We start from the raw sequence: 19,142 nt of genomic DNA on the forward strand, positions 1-19,142 counted from the left end.
TCTTAACAGGTATTCCATATATAAGGCGGAATACGGGAGCACTTCCTGCACCTCCTTCCGGGGGGAGATCCCTGCCAAAGAACATTTGAAAAATATCCCTGATCAGTGCCAATCAGGAATGATCCTTAGCTAAAGTTGTGTGGCAAAATCCATATGGTTTCGTCATCTTTTGTATCAATCAAATTAGTGTATCAAACTAATCTTACTAGAATGCTGCGCCATATTAAATATTGATCTACATTAGCCTTAGAACAATTCAAAGGATTTAAATGATACAGTTATGGTAAATGCAGTGATTTACAGCCGAGTGTCAAGCGTAGGAAATCGACAAGATACTGTGCGACAAACAAATGAACTTACCGAGTATGCGGCTCGAATGGGGTACAACCTTGTGGGAATTTATGAAGAGAAAATCAGTGGATTCAAAAAGAATGAGGATCGACCCATACTGTCACAGATGTTGAAGGATATTGATAGGGGTAAGATTGATAAGGTCCTTACTTGGGAGCTCTCGCGTATAGGCCGTAATGTCATTCAGGGGCTTTCCTTTGTTGAAGAGCTAAACACGAGAAAGGTCTCACTTTTTATAAAGAACTACAACCTTGAAACCTTATATGAGGATAAGTCAATTAATCCATTGACAATGTTTTTGGTTCAGATATTAGCAAGTATAGCCGCGATGGAGTCTGATGCAACCAAGTCCAGATTCCAGTCCGGCTACCGTAACTACATAAACAATGGAGGGAAAGTTGGGAGAAAACCTGGTCATACAATCTCTGACGAAGATCTATTGAAGAAGTATTCGGAGGTTGTGAAGCTGTTAAAGCGTGGGTTAAGTTTAAGACAAGTCTCCAAACTGACAGAGAATACATCAACTACAACGGTGATGAAAGTGAAAGCAACTATCAAAAGATTACAGGAAATTTCATAATTAAGGTCTCGCTTCATAAAAGGGTCAATACTAATGATAAAATCTCAAACTTTCTACACACTAATTTTACGATAAAAAGAATGGTTTAAATAGTTTAGAGGTTGTTTGTTCCACTTAATTATGTAATACATTTAGTTACTTTATTTAGTCTTCGATTACGGCAAAAAATGCTCAAATCTTAAGTATTTAGCAATTCCTTAGCATTGAACTCTTCCCATTTTAATTCCTTTTTCATATATTTTAACTGTACATAGTTGGAGAGTAACGGATTCAATTCAAGTACATAAGATATTGATTACCCCCCTTATTGTTATTGTTGTCTGTTACCAACTAGCGATAGGGATTTTAAAATAAATGTTTTCATTTTTTAATGGTGGAATCACAGTGATCTACCCAAAAAGACACATCGACTTACCAGCATTGGTAAGGTTGATTAAGAATAATCCTGATAAATCCAAAATCGAAAAGGTTCGAGAACTTAGAAGACATAATAAGGATTATGGTCCACTAAAGAGATCCCTTTCTTATATCACTCCCAATTGTTTAGTAAAGATCCGAAACCTGAAAGAATCAGATTACAATTTATTCACACTATCATCATATATATACTTTGATATTGACGATTATAGAAATGCTGAACAATTGAAAGAACGGTTTATTAAAGACTATGGACATATGGCCTCTCTTATATGTTTTTCCTGTAGTAAAGGAGGAATTTCTATTTTATTCAAGGTGTCAAATTGTATAAAGAATGAGAATGAATTCTTTATTGCTCGGCAATATATTATTGATAACATTATGGTAAATGAGGATTACGATAAAAATACTAGTGATATTGCTCGTCCTTTGTTTATTTCTTTAGACCCTGAAGTATTTTTTAATTATGAGAATGAAATCGAGATTCCTGAATACTATTTTAAGAACAAAAATTTAATTAATAAAAAGTGCACAACTGGAGTATATAAAACACCTCTAACAATGGTACGTTCCAATTGCGCACTTTTAGAAGACTTTAATCCTACTCCAATCAAGGAGGTATTAGAACAATTAATCTTTGAAACTCCTGTTACTCTTATCAATTCAATTGTTGAATTTAAAGAAATTGAATATGTTGAAATACGATATGGATATATCATAAAAGATGGATTTAAACATAAAACCTTCACGAATATCATTCATAAGTTGGTTTACTTGAATCCAAATTCAGAAAGACAAATCTTATTATCTTACCTCTATTATATAAACCAATCCAATACGGGTGATACACAAATGAATGAAAAAGAACTGATCCGATTGTTCGATTTTGTTTATAATGGGATAAAAGATCGAGGAAGATCGAATGTTAAGCCCAAATTAAAAAGGGTACACTACAATAAAGATTTAAGGTCAGAAATTGATAAACGAAAGATATCTGGTTTAATCATTGGAGCTTTAAAACAAAATGCCAGCAAACTTAAAATTGAGAAAGCAATTAATGAAATTGAAAGCAAGGGTGCAAAGATATCCAACTCAAGTATTGCTAAACAATCTGGTTTAAATAGAGGTACAATAATAAAACACCGAAACACAGAGCTTATTGATTTAGATAAATTGATTCAAGAATTAAATCATTCAATATAAAACGATTTTAGTATTACATTTTGCTTTTCAACTTGTTTGAATTCGAATTTGCTTCAAGATTTTCTTCTTGCTAATTTAAACTCCAAATACAACTATTATGGAGGTTTTTATTACTGGAACACCAGAAATCAATAACGATGAAATTGGTAGAGTCGTTGATTTTCTGAATTGTCAAAAAGGGCCTATAAATTTTATCGATTTAGAAGTTCTTTCAAAGGAATCATTAGAAAGTATAATTGAAGATTATAATCCTGATTATGGATTTCAGGTAGAATCTTTAAATAAAATAAGCAAGAGTTATCGATTTAAAAATGATTTGCACTTTAGTCAATACCTTGTTGTTCTCACCAGTTATAAGTTGGATTTTGAATACTACAACACTGAAAAAAAGTGGTTTAGTTATTTTAGAGACAAGGATTTTTTCATAAGAACGAACGATTGGGAAACCTTTTCAAGAAATCTCCCTCATATAGCTATTGCTCATCAAACAGTTGAATGTCTATTTCAATCATTACAAGGTTATCCTTTGGGTCATTTTGATAACTATCATCTGAAGCCTATTGGATGTATTAATGATTTTTGTTCAAATGAAAATGATATTAGCATAAAATTTAACAGTGGTAGAATTTGCGATCAATGTGTTGAGTTGGCTTCTCAAAATGCTTCAATTGACGTCTTAATACAAATTAAAGAGATAATTGACCTAGTAAGAAATGAATTGTCTGATTTTAAATCGATATTATTAAGTCGTCAGATTCCAAGTCTGCGAGTAACTGAAAATCTAGAAATATTTATTGGTGATACGTTAATTCCTTTTGACCCTAAAAGAAAGATGTTTTATCTGTATATGCTTCTTCATAAAGATGAATATATCTCAATCGAGTCTTTAAGGTCAAACTTAGATGGTTTAAAAACCTTATTTAATTTGTTGAAGCGAGGAACATCACTGAAACCAATTTTCACTCTTCTAAATTTGATAACAGAAGATGATGGAAGACATTTTACTAAAGGCGACAAATCCAAAGCAGTAAAGAATGTTAAAGACCTAAGAAATGAAATTAGTAATATTTTGAGAGAAAATGTAAATGCTGAAATTGCCAGACTTTATTCAATCGATTCTATAGTGTTAAAAGGGCCTGTAGATAATTATTGCAGTATTTTTCACTCAAAGGAAGGTGTTGTAATTGATTTGCCAGGTCAATTATTAAATTATATCTGAAGAAATAAGGCGCCTGTAAATTTATAATAAGGCGCCTTTATAGCCCCTAATAGGCATTTTTCATCAATAATATTTGTATCGAACTTAAACGAACAAATATGAAAAATGTAGAAAAGTGCTCAATTGCCGGAAAATTTCAAACATTGAAAATTTCTGAAGTTTTCATCCCTCAAGAGATGAAAAATCTTTACGACTACACAAATCGTGAAATCGAAATTGAAACGATTAAAACGAGTATCGAAGAATTCGGACAATTACAACCTGTCTTGTGTGTTAAAGAAAATGATAAATTATTTATCATCAATGGTGTTTTAAGATTTGAAGCATTAATTCGTTTAGAAAAAAATGAAATCGATGTAATACTAGTTGATTTCAATTTTGAAGAGGAGTCTTTCTCTTTAGAAGATCTTATCATTCACTCACAGATTCAAAAGGTTAAAACTGCCAAAGAAAAATTGCGTGAATTTATCTCCATTCTTCGTATTGAATCTGGTGATTCTAACCCTTTACGTGATCGCAATCAACGATATAATTTCTTGTCTGATTCTTTAGGTAAAGGCTGGTCTCGCAGTAATGTGATCTTGATGATGAATGTAATCAAATGGACTATGGATAATGGTGATGGATTAAATATTGTAGATCAAGTGTTTGAAGAGAAAATTTTGGTATCTCAGGCAGCCTTTGTTGTAGAATCATTAGCACGTGAGGATTACAATTATGAGAAAGAGGGAGAATCAAAAATTCTTGCAAAATATTTACAAGGAGCTTTCAATAAGGATAAAGCACTTTCACTAATTGATACGTTTAATTATAAGCGCAACGAAGGATATACAGAAATTGATATTTACCCTATCAAATCAGAAAACTATGAAATTATTCACGGTAGTATTGAGGATGTAGAATTGTCTGAGGATATGGAAATTGACGTCGTATTCTCTAGTCCAATTTATTACAAACTTCGTAGATATGGCGATGATCCCAACGAAATGGGTTGGGAGGCAACTCCTAAGTTGTACGCAAAAAGACTTGTTGATACGTTAATGAAGCCTTATGCTCGACTTAAGGAGTCAGGTAGTATGTTCATTAATTTAGGCGAAACATATGATAAAGGTCAATGTCTAGCTGTAATTGAACACGTTGTTTTGGAAATGGTTGAACGTGGAATGTTTTATGTTGATCGTGTAATATGGAAGAAAGACTCAAATAAACCTATTTCAAATCAAAATCATCGTTTTCAACCTAGCTATGAAGTAGTGCTTCATTTTGCTAAATCCAAGAACTTCTATTTTAATCGTTTCAAAATTAAAAAGGATATTACGAATTTCAATATCGCGCGAGGATGTAAAGATTATGGATGGGACGGAGTGAATTATTATGTTCCAAACTTTTACAAACAACTTCGCAATATTTTGAGCGAAAATGAATTACACGATATTGTCACCGTTCAAACCAATTCCTCTAGAATTAAACACATTGAAGGCGAAGAATGGCACCCAGCTACATTTTCTCAAATGTTACCCGCAATCTTTTTGTCTACATTCTGTCCTAAACCAACAAAAGATTATACTCCATTGGTTTTCGATCCGTACAGTGGAATTGCAAGCACTGGTTCCACGTCATTGATGATGGGATATCGTTACTGCGGAGTTGAGCTTTATCAAAATAATGTTAATACTTCAAAGCGAGTTTTGGCAGAAAGCCTTAGTGAATATCATCCATTAGCGTTAGAGTATTTAGAATCTCAAAAAGAATATGAATTAGTCGCATAAAAGTCACAACATCACCGTGATTTAGATATTCAAAAGTACTTATGGAATATTGAAATCCTCATCAAAACGATGGGTAGGGGAAATTGTGTGTCAAAATATTAAAAACCTGTGGGTGTATAGGATATCGAACCTTCAAATTTTTATTTAAACTTTTTGGTGGAGAGTAACCATTTAAATTAAAATGAAAAAGTTAATGTTTAAAAATGTTGTGTCAAAAAACAAGTTAGAATTGTTTTTAATTTCTAATAAGGAGTATGAATTTCAAAAAGTAATGGATTCTGAATCTCCGTTAATAACATATCTAATTGAGAGAAAATTTAATAGTGATGCCAGAAAACTAACTATTTTGAATTTTAATTACAACCCTAATAAGGATAGATATCATTTAACAACATTGAAGGATTTTATTGAATTACAGGAGAATATTAATTGTCCTTCTAGATTGAAATTAAATGGTTCCAAACCTTATGGTTTGTGTTTATCGACCAATAAACTAATAAAATGGTTAAATGATCCCAACAATGAATCCTTATGGTTTCCAGTAAATAACACCATCTAATTTGATAATTATATCAAAAGGGCGTATCCTAGCGCTACGTCCTTCTAAATCAGTTTTAATATGAAAATTCAAGAAAGACCAATCTACCAGTTAGATTCAGATCAACTAGAGTGGGTGTTGACGACTATGTTGGATAAAAAGTTTGATGAACTACTTCAACGAATCAATATGCCAGAGGTGATTTACACCCGTGATGAAGCAGCAAAGACTCTCGGTGTAAGACCAAATACAGTTAGCTCTTATATTGACCAAGGGTTATTAATTAATAAAGGTGTAGGTCGTAAGATTTTGATTTCCTCAAAGGAGATTGACCGTCTTTTAAACAAAAAACAAGTATCATTTAATCAAGCAGCATAATGGCAGTTACATTTTTTATTAAATCAAAAACTAAAGAAAAATCATCAGTTGGGGTATCAATCAACTTCGATGGAATGGATCGTATCGTCTTAACCTTACCAAATCTACAGGTCAGCCCTAAAGAATGGGATAATGGAGGTATGAAGTTGACGAGAGGTAAACAAGAGAACTCATACATTCAGAGTGACCTCAATGAGTTCCAAAACAAGGTTGACAGATTCTATCGTGAATTCAGACGTGTAAATGAATCTAATCCAACCAAGGAGGATATCGTTACCTATTTGAAGTCTGATACAAAGTTGGAGGATTACTTCAAACCCAAGAACACCATTTTGATGATACCATTGATTTTGAAGACAATTAAGGAACGTGAGACTGGAGTAGAATTAAACAATGGGAAACGTTTCGAACGTGGAACTATTGATAACTATGAGTCGTTGATTCGTGAATTCGAGCGTTTCCAAAAGTATCGCAAGAAGGGTATTACAAATGTTGAAATCGTGACACGCGAATTCATTTTAAGTTTTGAGAATTACCTTACAAATGTGATGAATTTGAAATTGAACACAGTTGGTGACCGTTTGAAGAATTTGAAGACATTCCTCTCATTATATTCCAAACGTGGATTTTTGCCACACAATCCATTTATTAAGTACAGTATCAAGATACCCAAAGAACCATCTACAAGTATTGCTTTGGACAATGATGAGTTGAAAGATATGTATGAGTTAAATCTTTCTGATAACCCTCACCGTGAACTTATTCGTGACCAGTTTTTAGTTCTCTGTTGGACAGGTCTTCGTATCTCAGACTTCTCACAGTTTAATTCATTTGAAAGAGGGGATGATGAAATTATTACCCTACATAATAAGAAGACTGGGTCAGAAATTCATATTCCTATCTTTCCAATGGCTAAGCGTATTTTGGACAAGTACAATGGTCGTTTCCCTAAGATGGTCAACGAGCAGACTATGAACGAGGAAATTAAGGAGATTGGAAAGTTGGTCCCTGGTCTTAATCGTTCAATTCAGATTAAGTATACAAAGGGTGGGATCGAGATTAAAGAGACTTTAAAACGTTACCAATTGTTAGTTCTTCATTGTGCTAGACGCACTTTGGCTACTAAATTGGTTATGGAATTAGGAATCGATTTGAAGACTGTGTGTTTGATTACAGGGCATAAGTCAATTGTTACTTTAGAGATATACCTGAAACACAATAATAAGAATGCGTTGACTGGGGTGATTGAAAAAGTGAGAGAGCTTGAGCAAAGATTGATTTCTGTTTAGTTATTGTTTATGTTTATTTTTAGTATATGTGTATTAAACCCTTCTGGTTCTAATGGAAGGGTTTATTGTTAATTAATTCTTTTATCTCCCTAATCTCATTAAGTAATTCATATTGCATATACCTAAATTTCCTTGCCTCACTAAGAGGCTCATCTTCAAATTCTTTATTATTTATATTGGTGATTGAGTTTTCTGTTCTTTTTTTTGATGAATTCATTATTTTAGAATCTATCAATGTGATGATTTCATCTACAAGCTGAATCGATTCTGAGGAGATGAAATGTCTTTTTCTAAATAATATTGTTTTCTTGAATCTGTTTAATTCTTTTTCCAGTATACTTTTATCATCACTTTTCTCAAATTTATATGTTCTTGAAAAACGTAATAGATTTGCGATTGAGCGACTTAAATTATCTTCTGGGAAAGAGTCACAATGGTTATCAAATGCCAAAAATATTTGGTCGCTTAATTCACCCATTTTTAGGAGTTTATAAAAGAAACTTTTTTGCCAGCCAAATATGTTTTTACCAATTTTTTCATTTGTCCATTTTTTATTTTGGGAATTCATCCATTCCTTACCTTCATCTGACTTGAACCATTCAACTGTTTTTGCTACAATTTTTGACAGAATTATGGAGTTGTAATATTTCCGTTTTTGTGCATTTGGAGCATTGATAGAATTAACCAAACCACTTATTTCGGAAAAGTCATTATTCAAGGTTATACTATCTTGAATTTCTTCAAAATTGAAATTTTCACCAGACTTTATTTTATCTAAAATCAGGTTAATAATCTGGTCTTTTTTCATTGCTCTTAATCGGAACTAGTAAGTTTAATTGAAAATTAATGAAATTGATCGAGAATGTGGTTTTGTTTATTATAAAATGAAATTGAAAACTCATCACTAGCTACCCACTCTGCTACTCCTGCCCTAAAATAAAATAAACCACCTCGTTTGAGGTGGTTTATTAAGTAAAAGTTCGGGCTAAAACTCACTCCCATATTTTTGAATAAGTAATTTATTTAATTGCACACACTCCTTCCGTAATTCGATTAATTGCGCATTTATGTATTTGGTTGTGTTCACAGGGGCAATGCCTAAATTAACCAATTCGTTTATATCATCCACTGATTTTAAATGAAGAGGTCGAACACTGTCAGGTACCTCAAATCTTCTAAAATTGAAGGTTTTAGTGTTCTTTAATTTTTGATTCATATTCATTTCCTGAACCGTAACGGCATCCAATACGGAATTCGTTTTCATCCGAAAGTAAGTTAAATTCAGGTCCATACTTTCTTGTAGTGTTTCGGTATTTGCCACTCGAATTTCAATTACTTGAAGTTGTTGGATGATTTCATCATCTTCTACTAGGCGTAATCCTCCAGCATTTTTTAATTGCTCTAAACCATTTTTGGAATGTTGAAAAAAGGTTCTCAATGCTAAGGTTTTTACTAAAAAATAGAATTTTGGTAAGTCATTTGATACTCCCGTATCATATAATTTCGCCAATTCATCGCCATATTGTTGTTTTTGAACATTGAATGATATGACATTATCAATTTCTTTAATATCTCTTTCTAAATCTAAATGGATATTTTTCAAAAACTGAATCTCTCTATGTTTTTCAATTTGATGCTCTCTTAAATTCTCTGCAAAGAATCCTAAAGTTACCGCTGCAAAGAGCATCAAAAATTCTGATATATATTCCTTCCACTTTTTAGGGTGATGCGAATGATGATGTACTTCCATAGGTAATAAGTTAATGTTAAGTTGAATAGCTCGAAAATTAGTAAAAATATATGAGTTGGAGGAATTATATTAATTTTAGATTCAGAAACTTAAATTAGAATGGATATGAAAATGAGCGTAGGTTTAATCTGCTTATTATTTCTACAAATGAGTTGTTCGACAATTAAAAATGGAGAAAGCTGGAAAATGCGACCAGAAGATAAAACCATCGGATTGACACTTCTTTGGAATCTTCCTGAAGCAAAGATTCGGGAAATAGTACCTCCTAATCAAATTCCTCGAATTCAAAATGGTACTGGAGTCCTGATGCTTTTTTTGTGTAGTACAGACACTTATTATATCGGGAAGAAGGAATACGGTCATTTGGGTGTCGCACATCTTATTGTCCCTTTAGAAAATGAGATTTCAATTCCAGAAACGATTGGGTTGAAAAATCAAGCTATTATAAGAGGTTTAGATCAAAAAGGTTTTGGAGTACAATTTGGTGATGTTAGACTTCGGTTAGAAGAAAAGGGTGATTGGGTTGATGTGGAAGGCGATATTATTTTAGAGAAAGGTGAAATGCACTTTTCTGGTCGAGCCGAAAATAAGAAAGGGAATCAAGTTTCTTTAGCGAATACTACGTTAGTTGGAAAGAATTTGCAAGAAGACGTTTTGAGTGGGCCAGAGTTTTATCAACCCATTAGCTTTAAATCAATCACAGTAAATCAAAAAGGCGAGAATTGGATTCAAAAATATGATTTAACTAGTGTACCCAATCGTATCTGGGTGAATGTGTATTTTGGAGTGGATTTTAAATACTTAAATCTTCGACCGAGTCGTATGAAATCTCATACGCATTAGACTTTGTTTAATTTAAAACAATCTGTCATCTGAAATCCCCTCTCGTGCTACCCACTTTGCTACTCCTGCCGTAAAATAAAAAAAACCACCTCGTTTGAGGTGGTTTCTGTGGTCCCACTAGGATTCGAACCTAGGACCCCCTGCTTGTAAGGCAGGTGCTCTGAACCAGCTGAGCTATAGGACCATTTCGTTGAATTGGTTTGCAAATATCTTATTTTATTTTAAAATATGCAAGTCTGGGTTTGAAAAAAGTTGATAAATTTTGTCTCAGAGGCCCTTTTCTTTGATTATCTGCCTGAAACACACCATCTTTGCGGCAGAAAAATATTTTTATGGAATCATTGCTTTCGGTAGATAGTATTGTCAGTTTATTGACATTGACGTTTTTGGAGATCGTATTAGGGATCGATAATATCATCTTTATTTCGATTACGGCCTCCCGCTTACCTAAAGAGGAGCAGGGCAAGGCGCGCAATATCGGTCTTTTGCTGGCGATGGTTTTCCGCATTATCCTGTTGTTCGGGATCTCGGTCTTGATTTCGCTGCAGCAACCCTTCACGCACATCGACTATCCGTGGCTGAAGGCCGCACCGTCTGGCCAGGCGATCATCCTCTTTGTGGGTGGCTTGTTCCTACTCTATAAAGCGACGAATGAAATCTTCCAAAAGCTAGAAGGCGAGGAGCACGAAGTCTCCACCACAAAGAAAGCCGTTAATTCAGTGGCCAAAGTCGTAACCCAAATCGCCCTCATCAACCTCGTCTTCTCCATAGACTCCATCTTAACGGCCATAGGACTAACCGATTACATGCCGGTGATGATCATCGCCGTCGTCGTATCTGCCTTAATCATGATGGGATTCTCAGGCCCTGTAGGCCGCTTTGTGAACAATCACCCGTCCTTACAGGTTTTGGGGCTATCCTTCTTAATCATGATCGGTTTCATGCTGATCGCAGAAGCGAGCCACGATTCTGAACTAACCATCCTAGGCAACTCCATAGGCCAGATCCCTAAGGGCTACCTCTACTTCTCTATCGCATTCTCCCTATTCGTAGAATTCATCAACATCCAGATGCGCAAGCGCAGCACGAAGAAGGTGGAAATAAACGATATGAAGAACCAGGCGGAACGCGAGGGTATCATATAATTAAAAAGCCCCAGAAGGGGCTTTTTAATTATATATAGTTTATTCACCTGATAAGTCTTGAACCTCTTTTTGAAGAATGGGAAGGTGGTTGATAACAATCCCCCAGACAATTTCGTCAGAGACAGAATCGTAGCCATGAATGATTCTATTTCTCGTGTCTACTATTTTGCGAGCATTGGTGATTTCAATAGTAGGATCTTTGGCCATAATTCTACTTAAAGCTTCTCCTATGATCTCAATATTTCTTTCAACCGCTCTTCTAGTGCGAATATCATTTCTGTAACTGGAATATTCTTTGGGGATATCAGTAAAAAAACTATCAATTTCCATGATAGAACTTAATATATCGTATAGCCACGCCTTTATCTCAATATCCATAAACAAGTTGCTTAGTTTGATTAACAACTTGTTTAAAATAAGGATTCTTGATGGCTTGCGCTTCTAGTAAATCAATGGGACGATTGAATATTTCTTGTAAGGAGAACTTGAAATCAAAATAATTGTCAGCGTATTCATTGACATCTACATTATCAAAATCGACGAGTAGATCAATGTCACTATGAGAGTTGAATTGAGGCGTTAGAACAGAGCCAAAAGCATACAAGCTCTTTACCTTGTGATTCGCACAAAGGGCATTGATTTCATTTTTGTATGCTGTAAGCGTGTTCATAATTGGAATTAGAACGTAAACTTAACCTAAATCAATGCCGAAGCAAACTATTTAATACTTTTCGCAATTGCTAGCAGCTCTTTTGCGCCACCCTGCGGCAGGCCTAAGACTTTCTTCTTCACCTTGCCTGAGGCATCTAAAAAGAAGACCGTAGGATAACCCTCTAATGGATACATATTCGCTAAGGCTGGGCCTTCTCCCGCTTCCATGTCCACCCCGATAGATACGAAGTGTTCGTTAATGTAAGCGCCTAATTCTGGGTTAGGGAATACCTTTGACTTTAATACCTTACAAGGACCACACCAAGTCGTATACGCATCGAACATGATGCCTTTGTTCTCTTTCTTGGCTTTGGCCATCGCCTGTCTGAAAGTTCCTTCGAAGAAACGTACACCAGCTGGCTCGTCTTGCGCAGTTGTGGTTAACGAGATGGCTAATAGGGCAATTAGTAGGTATTTCATAACATTATTGTTTTAAAGAATAAAGCACAAAGCATAAAGAATAAAGATGGTTAAAAATGAGCCTTCGGCATCATTTTTAGACTTTAGTTATAAAAACACTTCTGAATTTATCCCCGTAGGGGATTCCAACTCTATGCTTTATTCTTTGTGCTTTATGCTTTAATTAAGTGCTTTATGCTTTAATTAATCCTACGGATTAATTGTATGAGTTCAACATCACCGGCATCACTAACAACAAAATATCCTCATTCTCATCTTGATCCGATGGAATAATCAAACCAGCCTTGTTAGGCTCACTTAATTTGATGTCTACGAATTTCGCAGATAAGTTGCTCAATAATTCAGAAACTAATTTCGCGTTGAAACCGATCTCCATGTCTTTTCCTGCGTAGTCGCAAGCAAGTACCTCGTTCGCTTCGTTTGAGTAATCCAAGTCCTCTGCTGAAAGCGTTAGCTTGTTAGCGGATAGCTTTAAGCGGATTTGGTGGGTTGTTTTGTTTGAGTAGATCGAGATACGTTTTACGGAGCTCAAGAACTCTAAACGGTTGATCGTTAAGATCTCGTTGTTTTCTTTCGGGATCGCGTTCTCGTATTCTGGGAAGCGCTCGTCGATGATGCGGCAGATAAGCGAGAAGCTTTGGAAGCTGAAGAAAGCGTTTGATGCGCTGAATTCAACCGTTACGTTCGTGTCGTCTGCAGGAAGAGTGGATTTCAATAGGGCCAAAGCCTTCTTTGGCAAAATCAAACTACTCTGTGCATCCGGGCGAATGTCATTACGACGGTAACGCACAAGACGGTGACCATCAGTGGCTACGAAGTTCGTGTGATCGCCCATCATTTGGATTAAAACACCGGTCATCGCTGGACGCATATCGTCGTTTGAAACCGCTAATAAAGTATTTGCGATCGCTTCTCCTAAAACCATAGAGGTCAAAGAAATCGTTTGATTCTTCGCTACTTCTGGGATACGTGGGAAGTCGATTGGGTTTTCACCTGATAATTTGAAACGACCGTTTTGAGTCGAGATCTCTGCGCCAAAAGTCGCTTGATCCGCCGAAATCGTCACCGGTTGCTCTGGTAAGCTACGTAAAGTCTCTAACAATAATCGCGCTGGTAAAGCGATCGATCCGTTTTCGAATCCTTCCACTTCTAAACGCGTCGTCATCACCGTTTGTAAGTCTGATGCCGTTAAGATCAAGGTATTACCCTCTAATTCCACTAAGATGTTCTCTAAGATAGGAATGATAGGATTGCTAGCAACCACACCATTGATGGCTGATAATTGCTTTAAAAGGACATTAGAGGCTACAAGAAACTTCATTATATATTAGCTTTATGATACGTGTAAAAGGGTTTTCGACAGGATGCCGTTCAAACCTTGAAGTTAAAATAATTTAAGCTTTCTACCAAAGCTTTTGGCATATGTATTTAGCGATTGTATTTGCGCTTTCGGTAAAAGACCACACCTAAACTTAATAGTGTGGCAAAAAGAAGCGGCACCGCAATGTTAATCACTTGGTAGAAGGTGCCGTCTGCTTGGATTTTGGCCTTATCTAAAGGTCGAAGCTGGATCGATTTAGACCGCGCTAACAGCGGCGAATTCTCCTCGATTAAATACGTAAACGCGTTCAACAGAAAGTCCTTGTTCGCGAAGGTATTCTTCATAAACGGGTCAAAACCCAGCGGCAGCGCCTGCTGCGACTGATAATCCACCCCATTCAAGGCCACATCGCCATCGCCCACGACTAGAATCGCGGATTCTATATCGCTGGAAGCCACGAAGTTCGTGTCTTGCGTTAAGTTGGTATAAGCAGACTCGAATTTGCCCTCCACTAGATACGCCGCCGTCTGAACCCCTGCATTATAAGCCGCTGGGTCAAAATCCTTGCCCGCAGAACTAAACGACAGCAGGGAAGGGGCTTTCGCCACCTGCGTATACTGACTGGTGCGCAATAAAGGCGTCTTGCGCAATGCAACGCCTGAAATCGTATCGATCGTGGAAACGAAACGACCATAGACCGCATCCAGATTTTTCGTGATCAAGTTCTTGGGATTTCCATTCAACAACGGGAAAGATGGCCAAGGCATCAGCTGGATGTTTGGCTTATTGCCCATATTTCCCACCTTCAGAGGAATCATCCCAGAAAGCTGCGCGTCCTTCACCAGGTTCGCGTTGATGCGAAGACCATAATGGAATAGGATGTTTTCTAAACCGGTTTTGCGCGGGCTAATGGCTAAACCTTGATTTTCCAGCGTATCGATTTTCACGCCATCCACCAGGAACAAGGCCTTACCGCCTTTGACGATAAACTGATCGATTTTATAGGCGTCTGATTCGCTGAATTCACGGGTCGGATTCAAGACGCAGATCGCATCCAAGCCGTCCAAGGTAGGAGAGGCCGCTAAGTCCACTGGAAATAGGTCATATTTGCGTTTTAAGCTATTCACCAGATCAATCTGTGCAATCGCCGGGGTAGATGAATATTCAACGAAGAAGCCGATCTTCTTGCGCTCTTGGGGTAACAAAGTTTGGATCGCCTGAACGATCTCAAATTCTAATCCCTCAATCGACTGATTGATGATCTCCTCAGGCCCCGCTAATTTATTTCCTTTTAATAAAAGCACCCCCGTTTTTAACGCCCCTTTCGAGATAACAAGTCCTGGAAACACGAGTTGTTGCACCTGCTTGCCATTGTCCTTATGGACTAAATTAGTAGGAGGGATGCCTAAGGAATCCAGCTGACGTGTCAAAGAAGCCCGCGCCTCTTCCGTAGGGTATTCATCGTAGACATCGATCACTTCCACTTCCATCTTCGCGCTGGCGCTAGACTGCATATCGGCGAGCAGGTCCAACGTTTCTTTTTGGAGACGTTTAAAACCTCCCGGCAAATCATCCCCACCTAAATACAGCTGAATGCGGATGGGCGCATCGATGCTATTCAAAACGATCTCACTCGACTCACTCAGCGTGTACTTGCCGTCCTCGCTCAGGTCAAAACGTCCGCGCACAAAAGGGCTCAATGCCATCAGAAGGACTCCAATGCCGATGAGGTAATAAGCGCTAAAACGTTTTAGGTGCGTCTTCATGTAGGGGGTAAACAAGAAAAGCATCCCTTGCAGAATGCTTTTCTAATCGAAATTTCTAAATCCTAGTAGAACTTGTAGCGCTTGTCTACGATGTTCGCATTTTCTTTAATGGCTTCGTTAATGTAGAATGAAGAACGTTGTGTGTTCATCATTTGGATTTGGTTCTTGTAAGAAGAGTAATCCGCTAAAGCTGGAGCAGGAGCACCGCCTAATTTCTCAGCGATAAACACCCCATTATCTCCTACGAATACCTTCGAACGCTTACCGTTTTTCAAACCAGCGATACGACCTAAAGCAATCGCATCAGGACCCGCCGTGTTTAACATACCGCTAGCTAACGTAATATCTTGAACCGTTTCTACTAAAGCACCCGCGCCATACGCTTGTGCGATTTGCTCTAATGAACCTTTCTTGTTCTCTAATTTCTTAGCGATCATTTCGCCTTTCAATTGATTGCGAACTAAAGCCGTTAATTCTAAACGGAAGTCTTCTACTTTCACATTCTCTTTTTCAGACTTGCCTGTCACATAAGCCACGATGTATTGAGAATCTTGCTCAAATACTTTCTTAGAACCATCGCCTACCGCTGTGTTATCATCAAATGCCCAACGTACGATTTCGCGTGCATTCGACAAGTTATTCACCGCAGAAGCATTTTCTGTCAAACGCTCAGCACGCATCATAATCAAGTTGCGTTCTTTTTTCAATGCCACTTCGAACGAAGCTAAGTTGCCATTTGCATTCGCAAACGCATCAGCCGTCGTGAACACTTTGTCCATCGTCGCTTGAGAAGGGGCAATCGTTTTGTTGATCGCTGCTAACTTGTAGCTCGTGTTTGTTTTTGCATCCGTTACTTTCACCACGTGGAAACCGAATTCTGTTTCTACAATACCTGGCATTAAACCAGCACCATTGAAACCGAATAACGCTTTCTCGAATGACTTCGCCATTCCGCCGTTGTTTTTGAAGTATCCTAAGTCACCACCTTGTTGTGCAGTGCCGTCCATGCCGTTCATTTGGGCCAAAGTCTCGAAGCTCGCGCCTCCTTTGATTTGTGCCAAAATTCCTTCCGCACGTGTTCTCGCTTGCGCCTTCGCTGAATCCGACTTGTTCGCTGGTGCGATCAAGATGTGGCTAGCACGCATCGTGAATAAGGTATCTTTCTTCACACCACCGTATTTGTAGATCGAATACGATAAGCCGTTTTTGAAAGGACCATAGATACCACCTACTTGGAAGGTACCTAATTGCTCTTTCACACCTTCCGGAATTTCTGAATAAGAAACTAAATACGGAGTACGCACATCCGAGTTTAACATCGCGAACGCTGAATCGTTTTGCGCTACCGCTAAATCCTTCGCTAACTTCTTGATTTGGTTGTAAAACTCTACGGTATCTTGTTTCGTAGGAATCACTGGGAACGTCACGTATTGGATAGAACGCGTGTTCGTTCCTTTGAACTCATCTTTGTGCTTCGCTAAATACTCCTCTAATTGAGAATCTTGCACCTTAATGCTTGAATCTGGGATAGAGAAGAAAGGAACGAATAAGAATTTCGAATTGAACTTCGCTGTTTGCGCTTGGTATTCTTTCGCTGCATCAGCTTGAGTCACGTAGTTAGACATACGCATCAAGTTCTCGTATTTTGCACGGATACGATCTTGAGAGATAGATTTCTCAAAACGATCCCACGCTTGTTGTTGCTCTACTGGCAATGTTTTCAAGTTCTTTAAGAACTGAACCACGAAAGTCTTGTCGAATTGACCCGTTTGAGGGTTAGTGAATTGCTGACGAACAGATGGGTGGATGTTATTTCCTTGCACCATGTCGATTAATTCTTCATCAGAAACCTTAATTCCTAACGCATCGAATTCCTTCTTGTAAGCGATGTCTAAGATTAATTGGTTCCAAACTTGATCGCGAATCATGCTCGCCTCTTGCTCAGATGGACCTTTACCCGTTTGGGCTGTGTAATTCTGAGTAGCTTCTTCTACTTTCTTTTGGAAATCTTGGATCATGATGCTCTCTCCAGCGATTACACCTACTTCTTGCGAGTTAGACCCGAACAAAGAGGATTTACCTTGGAAAATATCACTTCCTACTAGGAACAACACTAAACTGATAGCAATCGCCGCCGCCGCTACTCCAGACTTCTCTCTAATTTTTGTAATTAATGCCATTATAAGGATAAATAATTGTTTTTACTCTTTATTTTGCTCTTGTGTTTTGAACAAAGAAACGCAAAATAATCACATTTCTAGTTCAAAAGCAAGGGTTAATTTGCTAAAACCGTTTTTAAACTTTGTAAAAATTGATCCGCAATTTTTTGATCGATCGCTAAGCTCGGCAAAAGACGCAAGGTATGTTTCCCAGAATAACCGCAGAAGATGTGTTCTTTAAATAATAAAGCATCTCTCACGGTCCCCACAGGCTGCTCCACCTCAATCCCAATCATCAATCCGCGACCTCTCACCTCGGTAATTCCATTAATGCCTTTTAGCTCTTTTTGAATATAGTCACCCACTTTCGAAGCATTCTCGATCAACTTTTCTTCTTGAATCACATCCAGCACCACATTCGCCGCCGTACAAGCCAGGTGATTCCCTCCAAAAGTCGTCCCCAACAATCCATAACTCGCCTGAATATGCGGCGCGATTAACACCCCACCGATAGGGAAGCCGTTGCCCATACCTTTGGCAGTCGTCATCATATCCGGATGAATCCCCGCAAACTGGTGCGAGAAAAACTGCCCAGAACGGCCATAGCCACACTGCACCGAGTCCAAAATCAATTGCGCTCCCGTCTCATCACAACGCTTTCTCAACGCCTGCAAGAACGCATCGCTCGCCACCTGAATACCTCCCACACCTTGAATTCCTTCCACAATCACCGCCGCCGTTTCTTCCGTAATCCCCGCTTCCAATCCCTCAATGCCATTAAAGGGCAAGAAGCTCACATGCGACGTATCATTTACAGGCGCCACAATGCTCGGATTATCCGTCACCGCCACAGCCCCAGCCGTTCTCCCGTGGAAAGCCTTCGAAAACGCCACCACCTTCTTACGACCCGTATGAAACGACGCTAATTTCAAGGCGTTCTCATTCGATTCCGCCCCTGAATTCGTTAAAAACAAAGTATAATTTTCGTATCCAGACACGCGACCCAGCTTCTCCGCCAGCTCTTGCTGTCCTGAAATGATGATCGAATTCGAGTAAAAGCCAATGTTGTTTAGCTGCTCCGTCATTCGCTTCACGTAAGTTGGATGCGAGTGTCCAATGGAAATCACCGCGTGACCACCATATAAATCCAGGTATTCCTGGCCGTTTTTGTCCCACACCGTACTTCCTTTGGCTTTTACAAGCTCGATGTCGTAGAGGGGGTATACGTTGAATAAGTTCATAATATTAGTCGCTGCTTCGCAGCTTTAGTCGTCACTTTGTGA

The 19,142-nt window shown here is 37.9% G+C and carries 18 protein-coding genes and 1 tRNA gene; 9 read left to right on the plus strand and 10 right to left on the minus strand.

The annotated features are described in order from the left end of the window. The first annotated feature begins 280 nt into the window (after window positions 1-280). The 7 genes from G9X62_RS03265 (at window position 281) to G9X62_RS03295 (ending at window position 7,744) form a co-directional block, all read left to right on the plus strand. A complete protein-coding gene (locus tag G9X62_RS03265; protein ID WP_223131380.1) occupies window positions 281-931 on the plus strand; it encodes a recombinase family protein in 651 nt (216 codons plus the stop codon). A 354-nt stretch (window positions 932-1,285) separates the two neighbouring features. Then, window positions 1,286-2,551, plus strand: a complete 1,266-nt coding sequence (locus G9X62_RS03270; RefSeq protein ID WP_223131381.1) for a BT4734/BF3469 family protein — start codon at window positions 1,286-1,288, stop codon at window positions 2,549-2,551. A gap of 97 nt (window positions 2,552-2,648) precedes the next feature. After that, window positions 2,649-3,770 (plus strand): hypothetical protein, encoded by a 1,122-nt coding sequence (locus G9X62_RS03275; RefSeq protein ID WP_223131382.1) that lies wholly within the window; start codon window positions 2,649-2,651, stop codon window positions 3,768-3,770. A gap of 98 nt (window positions 3,771-3,868) precedes the next feature. Then, window positions 3,869-5,539, plus strand: coding sequence for a DNA methyltransferase (locus tag G9X62_RS03280; RefSeq protein WP_223131383.1), 1,671 nt, complete (start codon window positions 3,869-3,871; stop codon window positions 5,537-5,539). A 181-nt stretch (window positions 5,540-5,720) separates the two neighbouring features. Then, on the plus strand, window positions 5,721-6,098 hold the full coding sequence (locus G9X62_RS03285; RefSeq protein ID WP_223131384.1) for a hypothetical protein: 378 nt from the start codon (window positions 5,721-5,723) through the stop codon (window positions 6,096-6,098). A 60-nt stretch (window positions 6,099-6,158) separates the two neighbouring features. Continuing rightward, window positions 6,159-6,455 carry a helix-turn-helix domain-containing protein gene (locus tag G9X62_RS03290; RefSeq protein WP_223131385.1) on the plus strand — a complete coding sequence of 99 codons (297 nt, stop codon included), beginning with the start codon at window positions 6,159-6,161 and terminating at the stop codon, window positions 6,453-6,455. A 74-nt stretch (window positions 6,456-6,529) separates the two neighbouring features. Further along, window positions 6,530-7,744 (plus strand): tyrosine-type recombinase/integrase, encoded by a 1,215-nt coding sequence (locus G9X62_RS03295; protein WP_223131386.1) that lies wholly within the window; start codon window positions 6,530-6,532, stop codon window positions 7,742-7,744. 49 nt (window positions 7,745-7,793) lie between these two features. Here the strand turns inward: G9X62_RS03295 and G9X62_RS03300 are convergent, their stop codons facing one another. Then, on the minus strand, window positions 7,794-8,552 hold the full coding sequence (locus G9X62_RS03300; protein WP_223131387.1) for a hypothetical protein: 759 nt from the start codon (window positions 8,550-8,552) through the stop codon (window positions 7,794-7,796). Between the two features lie 177 nt (window positions 8,553-8,729). Continuing rightward, on the minus strand, window positions 8,730-9,494 hold the full coding sequence (locus G9X62_RS03305) for a hypothetical protein (RefSeq protein WP_223131388.1): 765 nt from the start codon (window positions 9,492-9,494) through the stop codon (window positions 8,730-8,732). A 105-nt stretch (window positions 9,495-9,599) separates the two neighbouring features. Here G9X62_RS03305 and G9X62_RS03310 point away from each other — a divergent pair, with 105 nt between their 5' ends. Next, the gene (locus tag G9X62_RS03310) at window positions 9,600-10,337 is read left to right on the plus strand and encodes a hypothetical protein (protein ID WP_223131389.1); all 738 of its coding nucleotides are present in this window, start codon (window positions 9,600-9,602) and stop codon (window positions 10,335-10,337) included. 109 nt (window positions 10,338-10,446) lie between these two features. Here the strand turns inward: G9X62_RS03310 and G9X62_RS03315 are convergent. Continuing rightward, window positions 10,447-10,521: transfer RNA gene (locus G9X62_RS03315), tRNA-Val, on the minus strand. A 148-nt stretch (window positions 10,522-10,669) separates the two neighbouring features. On the opposite strand from G9X62_RS03315, the gene G9X62_RS03320 reads away from it, so the two are divergent. Continuing rightward, window positions 10,670-11,482 carry a TerC family protein gene (locus tag G9X62_RS03320; RefSeq protein WP_223131390.1) on the plus strand — a complete coding sequence of 271 codons (813 nt, stop codon included), beginning with the start codon at window positions 10,670-10,672 and terminating at the stop codon, window positions 11,480-11,482. Between the two features lie 39 nt (window positions 11,483-11,521). Here the strand turns inward: G9X62_RS03320 and G9X62_RS03325 are convergent, their stop codons facing one another. The 7 genes from G9X62_RS03325 to G9X62_RS03355 all read right to left on the minus strand — a co-directional run bounded on the left by G9X62_RS03325 (window position 11,522) and on the right by G9X62_RS03355 (window position 19,103). Continuing rightward, a complete protein-coding gene (locus tag G9X62_RS03325) occupies window positions 11,522-11,860 on the minus strand; it encodes a HepT-like ribonuclease domain-containing protein (protein ID WP_223131391.1) in 339 nt (112 codons plus the stop codon). Continuing rightward, window positions 11,850-12,152, minus strand: coding sequence for a nucleotidyltransferase family protein (locus G9X62_RS03330; RefSeq protein ID WP_223131392.1), 303 nt, complete (start codon window positions 12,150-12,152; stop codon window positions 11,850-11,852). Before G9X62_RS03330 ends, G9X62_RS03325 begins: the two co-directional genes overlap by 11 nt. A gap of 47 nt (window positions 12,153-12,199) precedes the next feature. Then, on the minus strand, window positions 12,200-12,613 hold the full coding sequence (locus G9X62_RS03335; RefSeq protein ID WP_130895189.1) for a thioredoxin family protein: 414 nt from the start codon (window positions 12,611-12,613) through the stop codon (window positions 12,200-12,202). 196 nt (window positions 12,614-12,809) lie between these two features. Beyond that, complete coding sequence (dnaN, locus tag G9X62_RS03340; protein WP_130895190.1) at window positions 12,810-13,934, minus strand: DNA polymerase III subunit beta; 1,125 nt, start codon at window positions 13,932-13,934, stop codon at window positions 12,810-12,812. 107 nt (window positions 13,935-14,041) lie between these two features. After that, window positions 14,042-15,700, minus strand: a complete 1,659-nt coding sequence (gldG, locus tag G9X62_RS03345) for a gliding motility-associated ABC transporter substrate-binding protein GldG (protein WP_223131393.1) — start codon at window positions 15,698-15,700, stop codon at window positions 14,042-14,044. 62 nt (window positions 15,701-15,762) lie between these two features. Beyond that, the gene (locus tag G9X62_RS03350) at window positions 15,763-17,880 is read right to left on the minus strand and encodes a peptidylprolyl isomerase (RefSeq protein WP_223131394.1); all 2,118 of its coding nucleotides are present in this window, start codon (window positions 17,878-17,880) and stop codon (window positions 15,763-15,765) included. 95 nt (window positions 17,881-17,975) lie between these two features. Next, window positions 17,976-19,103 carry an aspartate aminotransferase family protein gene (locus G9X62_RS03355; RefSeq protein WP_223131804.1) on the minus strand — a complete coding sequence of 376 codons (1,128 nt, stop codon included), beginning with the start codon at window positions 19,101-19,103 and terminating at the stop codon, window positions 17,976-17,978. Window positions 19,104-19,142: the final 39 nt, after the last annotated feature.

Origin of the sequence: Aquirufa lenticrescens (assembly GCF_019916085.1) — a bacterium.
Lineage (GTDB): Bacteria > Bacteroidota > Bacteroidia > Cytophagales > Spirosomataceae > Aquirufa > Aquirufa lenticrescens.

Bases quoted from the DNA above. Each gene is read 5' to 3' on its own strand.
- G9X62_RS03295 (WP_223131386.1), top strand. From the start codon at position 6,530: ATGGATCGTATCGTCTTAACCTTACCAAATCTACAGGTCAGCCCTAAA.
- G9X62_RS03320 (WP_223131390.1), top strand. From the start codon at position 10,670: ATGGAATCATTGCTTTCGGTAGATAGTATTGTCAGTTTATTGACATTG.
- G9X62_RS03290 (WP_223131385.1), top strand. From the start codon at position 6,159: ATGAAAATTCAAGAAAGACCAATCTACCAGTTAGATTCAGATCAACTA.
- G9X62_RS03330 (WP_223131392.1), bottom strand. From the start codon at position 12,152: ATGAACACGCTTACAGCATACAAAAATGAAATCAATGCCCTTTGTGCG.
- G9X62_RS03300 (WP_223131387.1), bottom strand. From the start codon at position 8,552: ATGAAAAAAGACCAGATTATTAACCTGATTTTAGATAAAATAAAGTCT.
- G9X62_RS03325 (WP_223131391.1), bottom strand. From the start codon at position 11,860: ATGGATATTGAGATAAAGGCGTGGCTATACGATATATTAAGTTCTATC.
- G9X62_RS03335 (WP_130895189.1), bottom strand. From the start codon at position 12,613: ATGAAATACCTACTAATTGCCCTATTAGCCATCTCGTTAACCACAACT.
- G9X62_RS03310 (WP_223131389.1), top strand. From the start codon at position 9,600: ATGAAAATGAGCGTAGGTTTAATCTGCTTATTATTTCTACAAATGAGT.
- gldG (WP_223131393.1), bottom strand. From the start codon at position 15,700: ATGAAGACGCACCTAAAACGTTTTAGCGCTTATTACCTCATCGGCATT.
- G9X62_RS03265 (WP_223131380.1), top strand. From the start codon at position 281: ATGGTAAATGCAGTGATTTACAGCCGAGTGTCAAGCGTAGGAAATCGA.
- G9X62_RS03280 (WP_223131383.1), top strand. From the start codon at position 3,869: ATGAAAAATGTAGAAAAGTGCTCAATTGCCGGAAAATTTCAAACATTG.
- G9X62_RS03275 (WP_223131382.1), top strand. From the start codon at position 2,649: ATGGAGGTTTTTATTACTGGAACACCAGAAATCAATAACGATGAAATT.
- dnaN (WP_130895190.1), bottom strand. From the start codon at position 13,934: ATGAAGTTTCTTGTAGCCTCTAATGTCCTTTTAAAGCAATTATCAGCC.
- G9X62_RS03270 (WP_223131381.1), top strand. From the start codon at position 1,286: ATGTTTTCATTTTTTAATGGTGGAATCACAGTGATCTACCCAAAAAGA.
- G9X62_RS03285 (WP_223131384.1), top strand. From the start codon at position 5,721: ATGAAAAAGTTAATGTTTAAAAATGTTGTGTCAAAAAACAAGTTAGAA.
- G9X62_RS03305 (WP_223131388.1), bottom strand. From the start codon at position 9,494: ATGGAAGTACATCATCATTCGCATCACCCTAAAAAGTGGAAGGAATAT.
- G9X62_RS03350 (WP_223131394.1), bottom strand. From the start codon at position 17,880: ATGGCATTAATTACAAAAATTAGAGAGAAGTCTGGAGTAGCGGCGGCG.